The organism is Wolbachia endosymbiont of Frankliniella intonsa, from assembly GCF_029856955.1.
In the GTDB taxonomy this organism is placed as follows: Bacteria; Pseudomonadota; Alphaproteobacteria; order Rickettsiales; family Anaplasmataceae; genus Wolbachia.
In genome coordinates this window covers 398,635-417,957 of sequence record NZ_CP097148.1, presented here as the reverse complement: position 1 = coordinate 417,957, position 19,323 = coordinate 398,635, and the positions used below count along the sequence as shown (strand labels likewise).

Genomic DNA, 19,323 nt, shown 5'->3' with positions numbered 1-19,323 from the left:
ATAACATCAAGTAATGTCATAAGAATTGGCTCCATGATAAAACCGATTTAAACATTTGGAACATTTTCCCAACTTTACCATAAATAACTCAATAAACAACGGTTCCTTTGCAGAAGCTATATAGCCAAGTCCATGTATACCTGGTAACATCAGGAGAATTACTCTAAGATCATTTGTATTAATGAAAATTAGCATGCAAATTAGAACGTTTAATATTGCAAACATATAACTCACACCAAAGAGCATTGCAGGTCTTGTAAGACCTTTAAATAATTGATTCGTTTGTATGCTGCCAGTAGACATATCTTTAACCTTCTAATAAGAGCTCTAACACTAATACTACATCATTAATTAAAAATCTATTGAAATGAATAGCACTTTAGGTAAGATAATTAATTTAAATTCAATGATTATAAGCTGGCCATTTCAAGAAGCAGAAAAAATACTACAAGAATTCCCTAATAAAAAAGAGATAATATTTGAGACTGGTTATGGTCCATCGGGTTTACCACATATTGGTACTTTTGGGGAAGTTTTTCGCACCACAGTTATTGCAAACGCTCTAAAAAAAATAGCTCCTAGTATAAAAACCAAAATCATTGCAGTTTCCGACGATATGGATGGTTTGCGAAAAATACCAGATAATGTACCAAATCAGGAAATGCTAAGAGAGAATATGAACAAGCCATTAACCATGATACCTGACCCATTTGGCACTCATGAGAGTTATGGTCATCACATGAATTCGTTGTTGTGTAAATTTCTTGATTTGTTTGGATTTGAATACGAATTTAGGAGTGCAACAGAGTGTTATAAATCTGTCGTTTACGATGAAAAACTTTTACTCCTGCTGAAAAATTATGATAAAGTGATGGACGTAATGCTTCCATCATTTCGGGAAGAAAGGCAGCAAACCTATAGTCCATTCTTGCCGATATGCCCAAAAACTTCCCAAGTTTTACAAGTTCCAGTAATTGAAACAAATACAGATAAAGGAACAATCACGTATGAAGACCCAAACGGGGAAAAAATAGAAGTTCCAGTGACAAAAGGAAAATGTAAACTGCAATGGAAACCTGATTGGGGGATGAGGTGGGCTGCATTTGGAGTCAATTATGAAGCTCATGGAAAAGATTTAACACCATCTGCTATACTTTCAAGCCAAATATGTGAAATACTTGGAGAAAAACCACCGCTTCTGTTTTGCTATGAGTTCTTTCTTGATAAAGAAGGAAAGAAGATATCAAAATCAAAAGGAAATGGTATTTCGATCGAGGAGTGGCTAACTTATGCACCCACAGAGAGTTTAGCATTATACATCTTTCAGAGTCCTAAAAAGGCTAAACGTTTATATTTTGATGTGATACCAAAATCAACTGATGAGTATTTGGAGTTTGTTAAGCGTTATAATGAAAGTAAAGAAAAGGATGTAAATAGCCCTGTATGGCACATCCACAAGGGTAAAGTTCCAAACGTAGAAACTTCAGGCATAAATTTTTCGTTACTTTTAAACCTGGCAGCAGCTTGTAATGCTGAAAATAAAGAGATTCTTTGGGGTTTTATATCAACTTATGCACCAAACGTTACACCAGAAAGCAACAAAATGCTAGATAGGCTTTCGGATTTTGCAGTTAGGTATTATCACGACTTTATCAAGCCAACAAAAGCGTATAAAGCTTCAAACGAAAAAGAGAAAGAAGCGTTACTAGATTTAAAGAACAACCTACATTCCCTGCCTATTACAGCCACTGCTGAAGAGATTCAATCTAAGGTTTTCTCCATCGGAAAAAAACATAATTACAATAACTTACGCGATTGGTTTCAATTGCTATATGAAACGCTGCTTGGCCAAAAAACTGGTCCAAGAATGGGATCTTTTATCAAGCTTTATGGGATAGATAATACAATCTCTCTTATAGAAAGTGCTACTGAACGTACACTTTAGAGTTTACCTTCTTCCATTTGAGCTCTCTAGTTTTATTACTTGACAAACCTTCCCACTTTCCTTATTATACTGATAAAGGTATTTATCCTTGTTTTTGGGCTCAACGACAAAATTCAGTAAAAAACTCAGATATTTATTGGCAAACTACATAAAATTATAGCGGCTTTTTTTATTTTTTCTACATTCAGCCAAATCGCGCTTGTTAGCACATTATCAATTTAAATTATTAAAACTCGCTATATGGGGATTCTTTTGTCTTTTTTTATTTAGTAAATTTCTTAATATTTACAACTAAAGTAATTTTAGAGAGCCAGCGCGTGACCAACCTGGTCAGTTTTCTGAATCCCAGTACTGGAATAACAAGAAAGAGGGCGCTGGGATGACACCATTTGCTGTCTTCAAAATGAATGTTCATACACCTAGGATGTTTAAACCTTAATTTTGTTTTGGTGTTTAGCAAGGTATCTAGATACCTTGCTAAATAAAAAATTGGAAAAAAAGGAAGAAGAGACTTCTTCCTTCTACTTAACTACACTGTTGCGCCTAACTCTGAAGAAACTTTTGATTGTACATCAACTTCATTTAGCTTCTGACCAGGACTTGACTTTGCTTTTGCAATAGCGTCCTTTAACTCATCACAAGGCTTATACACTTCATACGTAATACCACCAGCAACAAGTCCTGTAAGTACAGCAGCAGCCACAGCTATCCCAGCCATAGCACCTACTGATAATGACACACCAATAAAATATGCAGAAGTAACTGCTATAGCAGCTACAACAGATGCAATAATAAATATACCAACACCACAGACTATTCCTCTCATAACCGCGTCTTCAGTAACCATTTCTGCTAGATTTTTGTTACAACGACCTTTTACTAAAGGATCAGCACCTTTTTCTAATAGAGCTCTTACTACCTTATGATGACTTTCCTCAGCAGCAACATACAAAGGAGTGTATCCATATTGATTTGGCAAATCAATATCAGGCCCCTTAGCTAATAGAGCCTCTAATATCTCCATTTTGCCTTTCTTAGCAGCAAGATATAAAGGAGTGCTTTCATTTTTATCTCGCAAATCAACATTTATTCCGTCTACTGCTAATAGAGCGTTTACTATATTTTCGTTATCTTTTTCAACAGCCAAATGTAAAGGAGTTTTTCTATATTTATCTTGCAAATTAACATTTATTCCTTCTACCGCTAATAGAGCTTTTACTATATTTTCATTACCTTTTTCAATAGCCAAATGTAAAGGAGTTTTTCTATCTTTATCTTGCAAATTAACATCAGCCCCCTTATTTAATAGAGCTTTTACTATATTTTCGTTACCTTTTTCAATAGCCAAATGTAAAGGAGTTTTTCTATCTTTATCTCGCAAATCAACATTTATTCCGTCTACTGCTAATAGAGCGTTTACTACATTTTCTTGACTATCTAGACATCCTATATGCAATAATGTTGATTCTTTTTTGTTAAAATAATCATCAACACTAAATTTATAATTTATATCAAAATTTTTCTTCTCCCATTCTGCATAAGTAGATGGGTCTCTTTTTTCTATTCGCTCTTTTATTTTTTCAACTATGTTATCACCATTCAAATCATTTTCACGATTTACTATACTTAATATCTGTTCGAACAATGCTAAATACATATAAAATTCTCCTATAAAAATAATAATATACTTTAATTATTATATACTTAAGTAATAAAGTCAAGAATTTAACTAACTATCATAAACAAGAAAAAGGGGCTTTTGTGCGAGCGTTATTAATCTTCAGTTTAATAGGATAAGATTCGTCAACGTTTCTGTAAGTATCTTCTATATAGAAGAGTTGCTACCAATAAAGCCTAAGCTGACCAAATACATTTCTGTAGATTCAGATCTACTTGACTTTGGTTTGAAGTATCTTGCTGTTTTAAACATTTTTTTTAGTTCATTGCAGAAATTTTTATCAGATTCTCCTTGAAAAATTTTTACTACAAATTTGCCATCATGATTCAAAAAATGCTTTGCAAAATTGAGCGCTGCTTCGCATAAAAGCATAATTCTGATATGATCTAACGATTTTAAACCGCAAGATTCTGGTGCCATATCAGATAAAATTACATCAAATTTGTGATCCTTGAATTTTTCTCTTAAAATTTCAAGTTCGCTGATAATATCACACTGTATACACTCTACTCCACTAATTGCGTTTATTGGTTTTATGTCAACAGCAATCACACTCGCTCCTTTCTGAGATGCAACTTGTGACCATCCACCAGGAAAAGCGCCAAGATCAATAATTTTTTGCCCTTGTTGGAGTAGTTTAAATTTATCGTCTATTTCTATTAACTTATATGCCGAGCGCGATCTATAACCGTCCTTATTGGTTTTTTGCACATACTGATCATTCAAATGGCGATGTAGCCATCTTGTTGAAGATAATTTTCTACCTCTAGCTGTTTTTACTCTGGTCTTTATACTAATAACCTACTTATTATTGATTATATCTTTGAGCTCTTTTTCAACTACTTCTTTTACCAATGCATGTAGATACTTATTCAGCCACTCTGAAAGCTGAGGTTTTAAAAGAGATACAACTAATTCTTCAACAGTAAGATCCGCTCTTTTTTGTTGTTTATGCCGTAGTTCGCTTTGCATCTTTTCAAGCAATGTTTTAATTTCCTCCATATTTTCTTTTAAAACTAAATGCTCGTTACTTTGTTCTTGATAGCTCACTTTGTTATTACTCATTTGGATATTATCATACAAATTTTTCTCTTCTGAGTTGTAACTATGGCTATTAAATTGGTTATTCATTTTCTCACTTTGGCAATTATTCTCTTCTTCACTATTTTCTTTTTCTTCGATGTCTTCTGGATACTCCTCTTCAAGGCATAATACGTCATCATCTTCATCTATTATTTCTGCTCTATCGCCACTTGGATTTTTACCCGATATAGCTTTTTTTATATCTTCTAGTATATCTTTTACAGATTGATTATCGCTCATACCATTAAATTTAAAGGTTTATACTATTTATCATAAAAAGCAAGTTGTAAACACTAATTACATAATTGCTTTTTGCCTGAATTAGATCGGAACGTGCTTTAAATAATTCATCTTCAGTATCCAAAAGATCAGATGTGCTCTTTAAATTTAAGTTTACTTCTTGCTCAACTCCTTCCAATGCTAAAGCTGCTGCTTTTTCTGCTTCTTGACTTGCTTTAATAATAGCTTTTGCTGTCAGCACGTTATTCCAAGCATTTACAACTTCTTCTTCTATATTTTTTACTGCTTCGTAATAATCGTAAGTGTATTGTTTTGCATCCATTTTAGCTCTACTAACACCAAAAACATTAACTCCTCTTTTAAAGATTGCAATATCAAGAGTAAAGACAACATTCACATTTTCTAGTAACGTGTCCAATTTTATATTGTCCTTTCCAAAATTTTTACTTGCGCTTAGATTCAAAGAAGGAAGCCACTTGGAAGTTTCAGCGATCACTTCCATTCCGGCTGCTCTTTTTTGATAAACTGCTGCTTTTAGGGACAAGTTATTAGTTTTTGCTAATTGTAAACATTCATTTAGCTCTGGAATAGAAGGTAATTTATCATTAGCTTCAGAAAGTTCATCAGCATCTTCGCCAATCAAATGATAATAAGCAATATTTGCCAATTTTAATTTACCTTCAGCATCAACTCTTTCGGATATAGAAGACGAAAATTTTGCTTTTGCTAGCAAAACTTCAGCATTAGTAACTTCTCCAAGGGAAAAGCGTTTTTTCATAGCTGACAAATGCTCTAAAGAAACACGCTCTTTATGTTCTCTCAGTTTTAATATTTCTGCCTTTTGTAAAACATTAACATATGCTTTCACAGCGCTGAGTGCAACTTCTTGCTTTGACTGCTGAAATCTAATTTTTGCTGCTTTAAGAAGATGACTTGATCGGCTAAATGTAGAAAAAGTGCCCCCACCGTCTATTATTCTTTGGCTTAATGTTAGACGCTTTCCAGAGTTTTGTCGATCGTTAATAATATTAAAATTACTATCGAAATTATATTGTAAATTAATGTCAGGTAAAAATCCAGCCAATCCAGAAGATTTTAGCTGTTTTTCAGCACTCTTATATTGGTAAAACTGAGACTTTATTTTTGAGCTGTTTTTGATAGCTTTGCTTATGGCTTCTTCCAAATCGATTGCATAGCAACCTATAGTACCAAAAGCAATTATAAGTATAACAATCAATCGAAACATTTTGCTTTCTAGCATGTTGTTTAAGTTATTAGCATAAATTACTTTAATAATCAATAACTAATGTTGTTGACACTATCAAGCAACTCAGTGTATCATAATCTACTGTTATGTATTGATATATGAAAACTTTTTTCTTAAAAGAGAAACAAGTCGATAAAAAATGGCTTGTTATAGATGCAGAAGGATTAGTAGTAGGAAGGCTTGCAGCGTTTGTAGCAGCGCTATTGCGTGGAAAGCATAAGCCTGAATACACACCTCATATGGATTGTGGAGATAATGTAATTATTGTTAATGCAGAAAAGGTACATTTTACCGGAAAGAAACTTAAAGATAAAATCTACTATAGGCATACAGGTTATGCTGGTGGTTTAAAGAAAACTACTCCAGATAATATTTTAAATGGCAAATTCCCTGAGCGTGTGATAAAAATGGCAGTAAAAAGAATGCTTGATGATGGTCCTATGTCACGTAGACGGTTTGAAAATTTGTATGTTTATTCTGGTTCAGAACATAAGCATCAAGGACAGCAACCTGAAAAAATAGATTTTGCCTCTTTAAATCGTAAAAATAAGAAATAATGGAGTAAAAAGTGAAAATAAATAATAATGATCAGCCAAAAAAGGCAATGATTGACTCACTTGGTCGTTCATATGCTACAGGTCGAAGGAAAGAATCTGTAGCAAGAGTGTGGATAAAGCCAGGAAGTGGAAAATTTAGTGTTAATAAAAAAGATGATTTAATTTCTTATTTTAAAAGAGAATCAGTGTGTCAAATGATTAAAGCGCCATTCATAGTAACTTCTATGTTAGATAGGTATGATGTGTTTTCAACTGTAAAAGGTGGAGGACTATCTGGCCAAGCAGGTGCCTTAGCTCATGGAATAAGCAGAGCTTTAAGTAGTATAAGTCAAGATCTACACTCTATATTACGTAAGGGTGGATTCCTAACTAGAGATTCACGTGTTGTTGAGCGTAAGAAATATGGTCAACATAAAGCTCGGAAAAAATGTCAGTTTTCTAAGAGATAATTGTTTCATAATGGTATTTTTTTGTAAATATTATACAAGTTCTTACAAGTTTTTATGACATTTTCTCTTTTTATGACGAATTTAGTTGACTATTGGTATTAGCATAATATGCTGTTTATGTAATTTTTCAATATTAAGGTAATTTATGAGTAAAGAAGATATAGTAAACCAACTGAGTCAAGAGTGCTCTAGTCAAGGTATAGATATAACAAAAGCTAGTTTGAGTAAGCTTTATGATATTTTTATGGAAACAATCAAGAACGATCTAAATCGTAAGGGTGAAATACGTTTGCATGGAATAGGGACATTCTCTACTGCTATAAGTAAGGAAAGACAATGCCGTAATCCTCAAAATGGTGAGATTATGACCGTTCCTAAAAAGAAAAGAGTAAGGTTTAAAGCAAGTCAAGCTCTTTCAAGTACTTTAAATACCAAAGAGAAAGTATAAGCTACTTAGATATTGTCATTTTCATCTTTTTAGTTACACTATGTAAGCCATGAAATATAGCCTAGCTGATTAAAGAATGGCCTATATTAAGAGCTGAGATGTGAGGTATCTCTTTTATTCTTTTACCATGTTTATAATTTATGCCATGCCCTCCGTGGCATTCTATTCCTAGATTATTAATGTATTCTGCAGAGTTAGTAACAAGTTTTAATTTTTCTTCTGATGGATTATCACAGTAGTCCCCTGTGTGAATTTCTATTATGTCAGGCTTTCTTTCTAGCTTCTCAAGATATTTTAGTTGATTAATATTTGGATCGATAAATAGTGAGACTTTTATGTCAAAGCTATGCATTTCCTCTATTATACCAGAAAGTTTACTGTGCATATTCACGATATTCAGGCCACCTTCGGTTGTTAATTCTTCTCTTTTTTCTGGTACTATACAAATCGAGTAGGGTTTTACTTCTTTTGCTATTTTGAGCATTTCTTCCGTAGCTGCAATTTCAAGGTTCAACTCAGTGCTAATGTTTTGTTTTAGATTGAATACATCCTCATCTCTGATATGACTTCTGTCTTCTCGTAAGTGTACAGTGATAAAATCTGCTCCAGCATCAATAGCTATTCTTGCTGCTTTTAATAGATCTGGATAAGAAGCTCCACGTGCGTTGCGAAGGGTTGCAACGTGATCAATATTAACGCCCAATTTCACAATTTACCTCAAAAATTATTTATAAATTATACATATTATTAGATCTTATGCATGTCATTGTTTAATGCGATAGCTGAAAGACGGAGCTAGCAGTTATACCAATTCTCATTGTTGGCAAGTCAAATAAGAAACATTCAAAATTGTTTGATTGTGGAAGTGGAAAGAGAAGTAATAAATTTGCATACACTTGCCCTTTTTTACAGTTAATCTAGTTTATAGAACTACTCGTGGTAATCCAAATAAGATTTTTTCTCATAATCAAGTTATAGTAAACGGGGAAAATTTTTCGCATCTAAAAAATTTTAGATTTAGGATTGAAATTAATAAGTGGAGTGATTATGTAATGCATGTATTAGTAAAAGGAGGTACAACATGAGTAATATAGTTCATTTAAATAAAAACAATAATCGTGATAATTTTAGTGTAAGAGGGTTACAAAGAGCCGTTGATGACATATTTGATAGCTTTTTTACAGGATGGAACCCAGAGCTTTCCAAAAGAGGCAGTAGTCTACTACCAGTTTGTGATTTTTATGAAACAAAGGAAAGCTATTGCCTATCATTAGAGTTACCAGGTATTCCTAAAGAAAGCATAGACATTAGTATATCTGGCGATAACTTAATAGTGAAGGGTGAAAAAACATGTAATAATGAATCAAAAGATAAGCAGTTTTACCATAAAGAAAGGTACTATGGTTCTTTCTATAGATCTATTCAACTTCCAACAAATGTAGAGCAAGATAAGGTATCTGCCAACTTTTTAGATGGGGTATTGCATGTAACCATACCTAAGTCAGAGAAACACATCAAGAAAATTGATGTAAAGTAACAAGTAAGTAATAGCAGGCTTCTGACCTTGAGGCTTGCTATTTTAATATCTGTTCAGCAGAGTGGCAAAATAAGGTAAACGAGAAAAGACAACTAAATGAATGTCATGAAAGTAGCTGATGCTGGCTCCCTTATGAAGATGTCATCTTAGCACCCAGATACTGATTTTTTAATTGAAAATGTTGTCTTGTTTGTGATAAATTTTGCTCGATGCCAGTGTCGAGCACTGGCATGACATTATAGAAGCTGGAATTATAGTGTCAGCTACTTGAATGACAATATTTGCTGTGTAATTTACCTTAAAAAATGAAATTCCTACAGCTACGTGTAAGCTACTTTCATGACACTCATTTAGTTGTCTTTTTTGCCACTCTGCTGAACAGATATGCAAAATATTAACTTAGCAATACAAAAAATTATCTATAGATTAGACACACCATTAGATCTTATGCATAGTCATTTTTTAATGCCATAGCTGAGAGACGGAGCCTGCTCCCCTTATCATGAAACTGAAGTCTATATGGTACCACAGTATAATGATATAATAAAATATGAAAAAAATACCAATAAAAAAAGGCAAAAAAAGCCCGCATTAACTTTAACAATTTAAAATGATTTAATGTGAAAACCATAGGCGCCAATTGTTTTTTTAACTTAAAATAAAAGTCAAGTATCAGGAATTCTAGACATAAACCCTCCTATATGAATAAAGAGCTAGCAAAAATAAACTTATATATTTTTTGCTGAAATTTGATTATTTTGTGAAAAAACCTGCAGGTGAAGATAGATTTTGGATCCTAAAAAATCTTCATTCTCCACTATAATGAAGCAACCAGAGTCTGTCAAGTAATTTTTTATTTAAACTGCTCGCAATCTTTTTATACACTCATCTTTACCAAGAATTACCATGATATCGATGATTCCAGGCGCATCCATTATTCCAGTTATTGGGGCGCGTAATGAGTGGTATATATCGCTCATTTTTATATTATGTAATTTTGAAAATTCCTTAATCTGAGAAGATAAAAAATTCTTATTCCAATCTTCACTACCTACACTCGAAAGAAATGATGCAAGTAACTTAATTACATCGAGGTTAGATTTGACAATTTGCTGAGCTTCTTCACTAAAATCAACTTCAATATAAAATTTTGCTAAATCCAATAATTCGGTCAGATAGTTTGCTCTTTTTTTCAGCTCTGTCAGTCCCTGCAGTAAATAGACCTTTTTTTTGTCAGTTAGAGTATTTTCTCTAAGCATTAGAGTCAGAATATCTTCATTGCTCATATTACTAATATAGTGGTTATTCAAATGCTCCAGTTTTTTGAAATCGAGCCGTGCAGGTGAGCGACCGATGCTTTCTAAATTAAACCACTCTATTGCTTGCTCATCGCTAATAATCTCATCGTTGCCATGACTCCAGCCAAGTCTTAGTAAGTAATTACGCATTGCCTGTGGCAATATTCCCATCTTTTCATAATCGCAAACACTTGTTGCACCATGTCTTTTAGATAGCTTATTCCCATCTTCTCCATGAATAAGCGGTACGTGTGCAAAGCGTGGAACATCAAAATCAAGAGCTTGGTATATTAGTAATTGCTTGAAGGTATTAGTGAGATGATCAGAGCCACGTATAATATCGGTTATTCCAGCATCATGATCATCAACCACTACAGCAAAAATATATATTGGAGTATTGTCAGAGCGCAAGATTACTATGTCATCAAGCTGATCGCTACTTATTGTAACTTGGCCGTATATTTTATCGTCAACAACAATATCTTCTGAGTCTGGCACTTTGAAACGGACAACAGGGTTTGCGCTTGATGTCGAATGAGTACACTTATGCTTATATATTTTTCCTTCTTCTCTTGCTCTTGCCTTCTTTTCTGCAACTTCATCTTCAGGGCAGTAACAGTGATACGCCCTACCCTTTTCAACTAAAAGATTTGCAACTTCAATATGTCTAGCTATTCTTCTCGATTGGTATATTATTTCTCCATCATAGTTTATTCCAAGCCATTTTAACCCATCTATTATTGCATCAATTGCTTCCTTTGTTGAACGTTTTCTGTCGGTATCCTCAATCCTTAGTAAAAACTGGCCACCATGACGCTGCGCATAGAGCCAATTAAACAAAGCTGTGCGAGCTCCTCCAATATGTAAAAATCCTGTTGGTGATGGAGCGAATCTAGTGACTATACCTGGCATATTTGTCTATTGTGATAACGTAACCGATGATAACTAAAATTTGTACTTGCAACAACGTGGAACTATAGTAAATTTGAAAGATCAATTTACATTTATTTTTAACAAACTTCATTGTATAATTTAATATTAGTGAATGCAGTGAGGTGTATATATGGATAATTTATTTGAAATTGCAAGACGAGTTGTAACAAAAGAGGATGAAAATAAATTTATTGAAGCTTGCAAGAAAAGAGTTGCTTGTGTAGCTAAGCATAGAATTGATGAAAATGGAAACCCATTTCATATAGCAGCAAGTAAAGGGTTTCTATTATCTGCGTTACAGAAGATCATAAAGGATTTAGAAAAAAGTACCAGGGTTGAGGTTGAAAAAGCAAAAGAAGCCAAAGACTGGGAAGAAGTAAAAAGATTAGAAAAGGAACTTAAGAATAATAAGAAATATATTAAGGAAGCACTCCTCGATAAAAGCTATATTAAGGATAATAAGGCAGTATCACCTCTTTACTTCTTGGATCCTTCAGAGCAGAAGGAAGTTAAGCAAATTGCAGATATAAAATGTGGCTTTATATGTAATAAGAAGTTTCATATATGCTTATATATAGTAGGAGCTATAGTGTGTGCTACCGCTATGTGTGTATCTTTGTATCTTCTATTTTCGGCTTCTCAATCTCTTGCATTGGCTTCAATAGCAACAATAGCTTCTGGAGGATCTTCATATCTGTTATTTAAGGCATGTAATGAAGTATATGGCCTCTATAACGAAAGTACTATAGTGACAGATCCTGATGTTATGCAACTTTTAGATAGTGGTTTAGCCCCAGTGTGAAGTATTTGCAGGTAGTAATATAGAAATTTACTTTCTTAACTTAAGAAAGTATACTGATAAGATGATAAGAAAGAAGTATAGTAAGATTTTAGTAGCGAACAGAGGGGAGATTACCTGCAGGATAATCAAAACTGCGCACAAGATGGGCATATCTTGTGTGTCTGTGTACTCAGATGCAGATGCAAATTCTGTGCATGTAAAGCAAGCAGATGAGTCAAGGCACATTGGCCCTTCGCCTGCTTATCTTAGTTACTTAAATATCGAAAAAATATGCGAAGTAGCAGTTGAAACAGGTGCCGAGGCGGTTCATCCTGGCTATGGGTTTTTAGCAGAAAATCCAGATTTTCCCCGTGCTCTGGAAAAACATAACATAGATTTCATTGGTCCAAGTGCAGAAACAATAGAAGTTACAGCCAATAAAATAACAGCAAAAGAAGAGGCAAGAAAAGCTGGAGTAAATGTAGTGCCAGGATATATGGGTAAGATCGAAGATGCTGCCCACGCAGCCATCGTTGCTGAAGAGATTGGTTTTCCCGTTATGCTCAAAGCTGCATCAGGTGGTGGTGGCAAAGGAATGCGAATTGTATATTCCAAAAAAGAAATTGAACTAGCATTTACATCAGCAACAAATGAAGCAGAGAAAAGTTTTAAAGATGGTGGTATTTTCATAGAAAAATATATAGAACTACCAAGACACATCGAAATACAAATTATTGCAGATAAATACTGCAATATAGTGTGTCTTGGGGAGAGAGAGTGCTCGGTACAGAGGAATAACCAGAAAATAATAGAAGAAACACCAAGCCCATTTATTAGTGAAGAAGTAAGACAAAAAATGTATGCTCAATGTGTTTCTTTGGCAAGGCAAGTTGATTATTTTTCAGCAGGTACTGTCGAGTTTGTTGTAGATAAGAACCAAAACTTCTATTTTCTTGAGGTAAATACGAGATTACAAGTTGAGCATCCAGTAACAGAATTTGTCACTGGAATAGATATAGTGGAAGAGATGATCAGAATTTCTTGCGGAGAAAAATTAAGATTTGGTCAGAATGATATTAAACTTATTGGCTCTGCAATAGAAAGCAGAATTTGCGCTGAAGATCCATCAAAGAGATTTTTTCCTTCCAGCGGAAGAATAAAATATTACGATAAACCGGATGAAAATAATTATGTAAGAATAGATGATGGAGTAGCTAGCGGTTCAGAAATCAGCATGTTCTACGACTCAATGATTGCAAAAATTATAACCTATGGAAAAGATAGAATAGAGGCGATCAGCAGAATGCAAAAAGCTTTGTCTAAGTGCTATATAGCGGAAGTAATAAACAACATAGAATTTCTAGAATCCATCTTCCATAATCCAAATTTTATTGCAGCAAAGCTTCACACGAGATTTATTCCAAACCATTATCCCAGTGGATTTCAAGGTGACTTTATCACAGAGGAGTATATTAAAATATTTATCTTTACTGCACTGTATGTTCACTTAGAAAATGAGGGAAAGTATTACAGTAAGTCAATAGATGAAGCATTCATAGTGAAAATAGACGATAATGAGTACTCCGTAAATGCAAAATATCAAGATAACACATTAACAACAGTATATAACCACAATAAATACTCCGTGGTAGGTAAGTTTAAACCAAGTTACAGGTTGTTATATATAACAATTAATGATGATACCAATATAGCACTTAAAATAGAAAGGCAAGGCAGCAAATACTTTATAAGACACGCAGGTATGAAAGCTAAATGTTGTGTATTGAAACCTCATGTAACTAAACTAAGCAAATTAATGCTAAACAACAAAACAGAAGGGATTTCAGTAGACGCTGTAAAATCTCCAATATCCGGTTTATTAGTTAAATTACACGTCAATGCTGGAGATCAGGTAGAGGTAGGACAACCTCTATTTGTTGTAGAGGCAATGAAAATGGAAAATATAATATGTGCTGAATCAGAAATGGTAATAAAAAATATCCCTGTTAAAGAAGGAAAAAATATACATGCTGGTGATTTGGTATTAGATCTGCTTTCTTAAATAACACAAGAAATATAAACCTGACCCAAATAAGATAAATGAAAACATTTGATGGGCTATGGCAATGGCCATTGGTATATGCAGCAACAAAGTGACTACTCCTAAAATTACCTGAATAATGACGGAGAGTAGCATAATATATGCTGGTTTTATATTGGGATTTTTTATTGTGAGTATTGCTGTCAGAACTAATATCAGCAATGCCAATGCACGGTGTATGAATTGCACTGTTACTCTATTTTCAAAGATATTGAGCCATGTAGGCTGTAAGTAAAATAAATCTTCTGGAACAATTTGTCCATCCATCAGTGGAAAGGTATTGTAAATTAAACCAGCATTTAGCCCTGCAACAAATGCACCGAAGATTATTTGTACTGTCACTAGGATTAAAATTATCCATATGTAACATGTACTAACCTTAAGTTTAGTTTGCCTTGGTTTGATTTGGTAATCAAAAAATTGATACGACAATAATGCAAAGATAACCAACGCAAGCAGTAAGTGAAGTGCAAGCTTATAGTGACTAACATGAGGATTGACTACCAAACCGCTTTTTACCATATACCAACCAGCAAAAGCTTGTAAAATTCCAAATAATAGTGCTGTAGATAACCTTATTACTGCATTTTTAGGTATTCTTTTTTTTAGTGTAAAGTATATAAATGGTAAGATAAAAACTAAACCTGTCAGCCTTGCAATTAACCTGTGCACATACTCTATTAAGTATATGGTGCGAAACTCTTCCATACTCATACCATAATTAAATGCTTTATATTCAGGTGTAGCTTCATATTTTGATTTTTCTTTTAGCCAGTCTTGTTCACTCAGCGGTGGCAATGTTCCGGTAATTGGTTTCCATTCCGTGATTGACAATCCTGCTTTTGAAAGTCTGGTAAATCCACCAATTCCCACCATGCAAATCACCATGAGAGAGCAGAGAAAAAGCCAAATAGCTACAGGTTTTGCTTCCATAATACATGCTGAGTTTTATTCCATTGCTGAGGGTGAATAACAAATTCCCACAAAGCGAGAAAAGCTGCAAGGCTATGTAGTAGACTATAGACGGGAAAAAATATTGATACTATATAAAAATAAAAAGGCATTTTTTGTTGTCTGATAGCTATTATCAAAAAAATCAAGTTAATACCGTATACTATTATAAAATAATATAAGAATAATTCATTGAAAATTTGAGTCAGAACCAATGAAAGTAACAAAAAAGGAGTCGTGAAAAATATAAAAGCTGAGGAACCAACAAAAAGGTTTAATAGCAAAACTCCCTTAAGCCCAGTGTGCTTAAAAAGTAATTTTATATTTTTTAAATGAACGATATAAGTTTGCATATAACCTTTAATCCAGCGTGCTCTTTGTTTGATCCAAGCAAACACAGTAATTGGTGATTCTTCCAATGTTTCTGAATCAATAATCCTGGTTTTATATCCCATTTGCGCAAGTCTCAAACCAAGGTCAGCGTCTTCAGTGACATTGTAAGCATCCCAAAAAAGCACTTTCTTTAAAATTTCCACTGAAAAATGGTTACTGCTACCACCCAAAGGTATTGGCATGTTCATTTTTTGAAATCCAGGCAAAAAATATTGAAACCAGTTCATATACTCGAGAGAAAAGAATTTTGTAAGAAAATTGCAACCAAAGTTATAGTAATTTAATTTCGCCTGTACACAAGCCAACTTTTCGTCGCCCTTATTAAACTCAATTAGTGCTTTTTTTAACTGCAACGGATCTGGCTTGTCATCTGCATCATATATTACCACATACTTTCCTCTAACAAAGTTCATAGCATAATTGCATGACTTAGCTTTTGTTCTAGGCAGAGAATGAGGCACTTTTATTACTTCAAAATACTGCGGTAAGGTGCATTTTTCTATAGCTGCTAACATTTCTTGGTCATCGCTCTCTATCACAAGCTTTACATCTAATTTTGATTTTGGATAATCCAAACTTTCAATGCTCTTAATCAATTGCTTTATAACCGCATTCTCTTTAAAAGCAGGCAATAAAATAGTATATATAGGTTCATTCATCTTATCATAATCTGCTTTTTGGTTAGAAATTTTACGCAAGCCAAAAATTTTAGTTACAAATTTGAATAAAGAACTAGAACATCCGATTATAAATATCAACACCAAAGCAAAATATGCATATTTTTTTGTCAGTGTTAAAGTCGAAATCATAACAAAGAAAGAGGAAAAAAAGATTGAACTGAGCCTAATGCTTTTAGCTGAAAATTAGGATTCTTATAATATAAGTAGTTACTTGCGAATTCTGAAATACCAAAGTGTGAGTTAAGAAGATTTAAAATCTGTTTGCTATCTACTTTTATCAATACATATTCAATACCGTAATGAGATTCGACCCAAAGGTTGATATCTTGGCTTATGTCTTCAACCATAAAAAAAGTAGTATCATTTAATTTTTGCCAAGGAATTATATTAAACCTATAGTAAAAAAGTTTCTCTTGTTCTTTGCATAAACTAGAATCAAATTTAATTTTTTCTACATTATCAGTTTGAAGTACAGGCATTAAACTTAATGCAACTTTTTGCTCAAGTCACGTGAAAACGAAGATATAACCTCACTACTACGCTTATCATCTTTACGTTCATGCATTGTTTTTTTTACAGCATCAGCAGCTATACTCGCTGTGTTAGCTTGTAAATCCCCAAGAGCTTTTTCAACTTGGTCAGTAACTTTCTTCAAATTAGAATGGGCATTTTCATCTAACGTTTGATCGAGTTGCTGTCTATTATGCTGAATAATACTATTAGCCTTATCAAGTGCTTCATTCATCATTTTGTTAACTTCTGCATCTAATTTTTTGTATTTTTCAGAAGATTTTTTGTAATACTCCAACATATCTTTTCTGAATTTTTCAGTTTCTTCACTTGAAAACTTGCTTTTGTTACGTTTATTGTTAAGCGCGTTTTTTATTACCTTCCTTAGCAATTTATACGAGAGGATAAAACCTACCAAAAAAGCAAGGCTTATAACTAGTAATGTAGACATAAAAACCCTAAAATTCTTTTGACACCAAGTCAGCAACAAATTCCTCTTCAATCTCAGAATTAGTTAACTTAGTATAGTAAATCAAAGCAATACTAGTAGCCATTTGTTTTAATTCACTAATATACTTAGATTTAAATTGTACTACCTTTTCTTCAACAAGTTTAATCATCTTCTTGTCTTCCTCTTCCAATATATCCTTAACATTCGCTCTCATTTCTTCTACTTGAGCAAATGCATCATCTATGATTTTTTTTGCCCGTACTCTAGCTTGATTTAAAGCTGCATTATACTTGGCAATTTGCTCTTCTGTAAGTCTTAAAAGGTGAATAGAACTATTAAATGAATCTAAGACTTCTTTACTTCTAGTGCTTATTATTTCATCTAACTTCGGTAAAAACAAACAACTCACTACAAAAAAAAGTGAAGAGAAAAAAATTAAAAACCAAAAAATTTGAGAAGAGAAAGTTGAAACATCAAGCTGTGGCATCTGTTAAGCAGCAAATATTAATAACATTGCAAGTACAAACGCAAGCAACCCCATGATTTCAACCATGGCAGCACCAATATAAACGTAACTTTTCATTTTACCTTCTGACTCAGGATTTCTCGCAATCCCATTTAACATAGCAGAGAAGATATTAGCTATACCTAAACCAGCACCGAGCATTCCAAATACAGCCAAACCAATTGCTATAAATTTTAAAGCCACTAAATCCATATATTACCTTTAACTATTTCTTTATAATATAATTGTAAAATATTCTGCAAGGAAGTCAATTACTTTACTGCATCTGACAAATATACACATGTTAATATAGTAAATATATAAGCTTGCAAAACTGCAACAAATACTTCAAATCCTATTAGTGCAATTATAAACAAAAAAGGTGCAGGTGTAAAAAATATGTTCATATTTATGACGAATCCTGCTATCACTTTGATGATTGTATGACCCGCAATCATATTTGCTGCAAGCCTTATTGATAAACTAATCGGTCTTACTAAATAAGCAAATAATTTAATAATGATGATTATAGGTGCAAGCCACGAAGGAGTTCCTTTTGGTAGCAATATGCGTAAAAATTCTACTCCTCTTTCTTTAAACCCAACAATCGTTATATAAGTAAAAACCACCATTGATAAAGCGAAGGTAACTATCACATGACTTGTAACTGTGAAACTATAAGGAAGAACACCAACTAAATTACACGATAAAATGAAAATAAATACTGTAAATATCAAAGGAATGTGCTCCAAACCTTTGCTTCCAGTGTTACTTTCTATTATTGAAACAACAAAATCATATACATATTCAACTGCAGCTTGCAAATATCCTGGTATTACTGCACCTTTTCTTATTCCAAGGAGCAAAAACAGTACCATTAATATCACCGAGATCATCATAAAAAGAGATGAGTTGGTAAAGTTTATGTCATACCCAAATAATTTTGGTAGTTCTATTATTGTATATACTTTAAATTGTTCTAGCGGATTTAACGCCATTTTGACCACGTATACTTAAACTGCAGCAGTAAATAAAGTATAAATTTTATAAAATAAAGTCAAGAATTAAGATAAGGAGCTCTGTATTATTATAGCATTAACATATTAACAAAATATACAATTAAAATGCAAATTATAGTCAGCTACCAATCTTATTCTAAATTCTTGACTTAACATCTTATTTTAACTATAATTTATTTTTAATATGAGGCAATTATGAACGAAATAGATTTTACTAATCCACCTTTAAATTTAGAACAGGAATGTGGTAACGGTTACATCAAGTTTACAGATTATTCTTCTAACTCAGACACTGGTCTTTTCCACATGGCAGGTGAAATGCTAAATGAAAGCCATGATGTTATAGGAAATTTCACTGGTGATGCTTACATTTATAATTTCCATATAGATGATCACAATATGAACATTCAACTCTGCATGGAAATGGACTGCAAAGGTGATATAAAGAAAATTCTTTCTTTGTAGAAAGAGTAGGCTTCTCTGTTGTTTCTCCTAAG

General features: G+C 33.1%; 20 protein-coding genes and 1 pseudogene. 8 read left to right on the top strand and 13 right to left on the bottom strand.

Going from position 1 to position 19,323, the window contains the following annotated elements:
* Positions 1 to 6 precede the first annotated feature (6 nt).
* Complete coding sequence (locus tag M3L71_RS02375; protein ID WP_006015054.1) at positions 7 to 303, bottom strand: type IV secretion system protein VirB3; 297 nt, start codon at positions 301 to 303, stop codon at positions 7 to 9.
* A gap of 64 nt (positions 304 to 367) precedes the next feature.
* Between M3L71_RS02375 and M3L71_RS02370 the strand changes: the two genes are divergently transcribed.
* Entirely contained in the window at positions 368 to 1,945 is a 1,578-nt protein-coding gene (locus M3L71_RS02370; RefSeq protein ID WP_280143879.1) for a lysine--tRNA ligase, read from the top strand.
* Between the two features lie 529 nt (positions 1,946 to 2,474).
* Here M3L71_RS02370 and M3L71_RS02365 read toward each other — a convergent pair.
* The 4 genes from M3L71_RS02365 to M3L71_RS02350 form a co-directional block, all read right to left on the bottom strand.
* Positions 2,475 to 3,602: an ankyrin repeat domain-containing protein gene (locus M3L71_RS02365; RefSeq protein WP_280143878.1), complete on the bottom strand. Its 1,128-nt coding sequence runs from the start codon at positions 3,600 to 3,602 to the stop codon at positions 2,475 to 2,477.
* A 168-nt stretch (positions 3,603 to 3,770) separates the two neighbouring features.
* Complete coding sequence (locus M3L71_RS02360) at positions 3,771 to 4,349, bottom strand: RlmE family RNA methyltransferase (protein ID WP_280143877.1); 579 nt, start codon at positions 4,347 to 4,349, stop codon at positions 3,771 to 3,773.
* Positions 4,350 to 4,424: 75 nt separating this feature from the next.
* Entirely contained in the window at positions 4,425 to 4,946 is a 522-nt protein-coding gene (locus tag M3L71_RS02355; protein WP_265030932.1) for a PopZ family protein, read from the bottom strand.
* 10 nt (positions 4,947 to 4,956) lie between these two features.
* On the bottom strand, positions 4,957 to 6,192 hold the full coding sequence (locus M3L71_RS02350) for a TolC family protein (RefSeq protein WP_280144102.1): 1,236 nt from the start codon (positions 6,190 to 6,192) through the stop codon (positions 4,957 to 4,959).
* 119 nt (positions 6,193 to 6,311) lie between these two features.
* Here M3L71_RS02350 and rplM point away from each other — a divergent pair, with 119 nt between their 5' ends.
* The 3 genes from rplM to M3L71_RS02335 all read left to right on the top strand — a co-directional run bounded on the left by rplM (position 6,312) and on the right by M3L71_RS02335 (position 7,667).
* Positions 6,312 to 6,770, top strand: coding sequence for a 50S ribosomal protein L13 (gene rplM, locus M3L71_RS02345; protein ID WP_280143876.1), 459 nt, complete (start codon positions 6,312 to 6,314; stop codon positions 6,768 to 6,770).
* A 47-nt stretch (positions 6,771 to 6,817) separates the two neighbouring features.
* Positions 6,818 to 7,219, top strand: coding sequence for a 30S ribosomal protein S9 (gene rpsI, locus M3L71_RS02340; RefSeq protein ID WP_410543492.1), 402 nt, complete (start codon positions 6,818 to 6,820; stop codon positions 7,217 to 7,219).
* A gap of 145 nt (positions 7,220 to 7,364) precedes the next feature.
* The gene (locus M3L71_RS02335) at positions 7,365 to 7,667 is read left to right on the top strand and encodes an HU family DNA-binding protein (RefSeq protein ID WP_280143874.1); all 303 of its coding nucleotides are present in this window, start codon (positions 7,365 to 7,367) and stop codon (positions 7,665 to 7,667) included.
* Between the two features lie 61 nt (positions 7,668 to 7,728).
* Here the strand turns inward: M3L71_RS02335 and M3L71_RS02330 are convergent, their stop codons facing one another.
* Complete coding sequence (locus M3L71_RS02330) at positions 7,729 to 8,376, bottom strand: pyridoxine 5'-phosphate synthase (protein ID WP_280143873.1); 648 nt, start codon at positions 8,374 to 8,376, stop codon at positions 7,729 to 7,731.
* 372 nt (positions 8,377 to 8,748) lie between these two features.
* On the opposite strand from M3L71_RS02330, the gene M3L71_RS02325 reads away from it, so the two are divergent.
* Entirely contained in the window at positions 8,749 to 9,204 is a 456-nt protein-coding gene (locus tag M3L71_RS02325; RefSeq protein WP_017532141.1) for an Hsp20/alpha crystallin family protein, read from the top strand.
* Between the two features lie 857 nt (positions 9,205 to 10,061).
* Here M3L71_RS02325 and gltX read toward each other — a convergent pair.
* Entirely contained in the window at positions 10,062 to 11,414 is a 1,353-nt protein-coding gene (gene gltX, locus M3L71_RS02320) for a glutamate--tRNA ligase (RefSeq protein WP_280143872.1), read from the bottom strand.
* A 151-nt stretch (positions 11,415 to 11,565) separates the two neighbouring features.
* Between gltX and M3L71_RS02315 the strand changes: the two genes are divergently transcribed.
* On the top strand, positions 11,566 to 12,237 hold the full coding sequence (locus tag M3L71_RS02315) for an ankyrin repeat domain-containing protein (protein ID WP_280143871.1): 672 nt from the start codon (positions 11,566 to 11,568) through the stop codon (positions 12,235 to 12,237).
* Between the two features lie 61 nt (positions 12,238 to 12,298).
* Positions 12,299 to 14,278 (top strand): ATP-binding protein, encoded by a 1,980-nt coding sequence (locus M3L71_RS02310; RefSeq protein WP_280143870.1) that lies wholly within the window; start codon positions 12,299 to 12,301, stop codon positions 14,276 to 14,278.
* Here the strand turns inward: M3L71_RS02310 and M3L71_RS02305 are convergent.
* From M3L71_RS02305 to M3L71_RS02275, 6 genes and pseudogenes are all read right to left on the bottom strand, one after another.
* Entirely contained in the window at positions 14,261 to 15,250 is a 990-nt protein-coding gene (locus tag M3L71_RS02305; protein WP_280143869.1) for a COX15/CtaA family protein, read from the bottom strand. The two genes, M3L71_RS02310 and M3L71_RS02305, sit on opposite strands and share 18 nt — an antisense overlap.
* Positions 15,232 to 16,820 (bottom strand): annotated as a pseudogene (locus M3L71_RS02300) (glycosyltransferase family 2 protein). Before M3L71_RS02300 ends, M3L71_RS02305 begins: the two are co-directional and overlap by 19 nt.
* A 5-nt stretch (positions 16,821 to 16,825) precedes the next feature.
* Positions 16,826 to 17,302: a F0F1 ATP synthase subunit B family protein gene (locus M3L71_RS02290; protein ID WP_280143866.1), complete on the bottom strand. Its 477-nt coding sequence runs from the start codon at positions 17,300 to 17,302 to the stop codon at positions 16,826 to 16,828.
* A gap of 7 nt (positions 17,303 to 17,309) precedes the next feature.
* Positions 17,310 to 17,789, bottom strand: coding sequence for a F0F1 ATP synthase subunit B family protein (locus M3L71_RS02285; protein ID WP_007302046.1), 480 nt, complete (start codon positions 17,787 to 17,789; stop codon positions 17,310 to 17,312).
* 3 nt (positions 17,790 to 17,792) lie between these two features.
* Positions 17,793 to 18,020, bottom strand: a complete 228-nt coding sequence (locus tag M3L71_RS02280) for a F0F1 ATP synthase subunit C (protein ID WP_006014985.1) — start codon at positions 18,018 to 18,020, stop codon at positions 17,793 to 17,795.
* A gap of 59 nt (positions 18,021 to 18,079) precedes the next feature.
* Positions 18,080 to 18,805: a F0F1 ATP synthase subunit A gene (locus tag M3L71_RS02275; protein WP_007302047.1), complete on the bottom strand. Its 726-nt coding sequence runs from the start codon at positions 18,803 to 18,805 to the stop codon at positions 18,080 to 18,082.
* A gap of 216 nt (positions 18,806 to 19,021) precedes the next feature.
* Between M3L71_RS02275 and M3L71_RS02270 the strand changes: the two genes are divergently transcribed.
* Positions 19,022 to 19,291, top strand: coding sequence for a hypothetical protein (locus M3L71_RS02270; RefSeq protein WP_010402566.1), 270 nt, complete (start codon positions 19,022 to 19,024; stop codon positions 19,289 to 19,291).
* Positions 19,292 to 19,323: the final 32 nt, after the last annotated feature.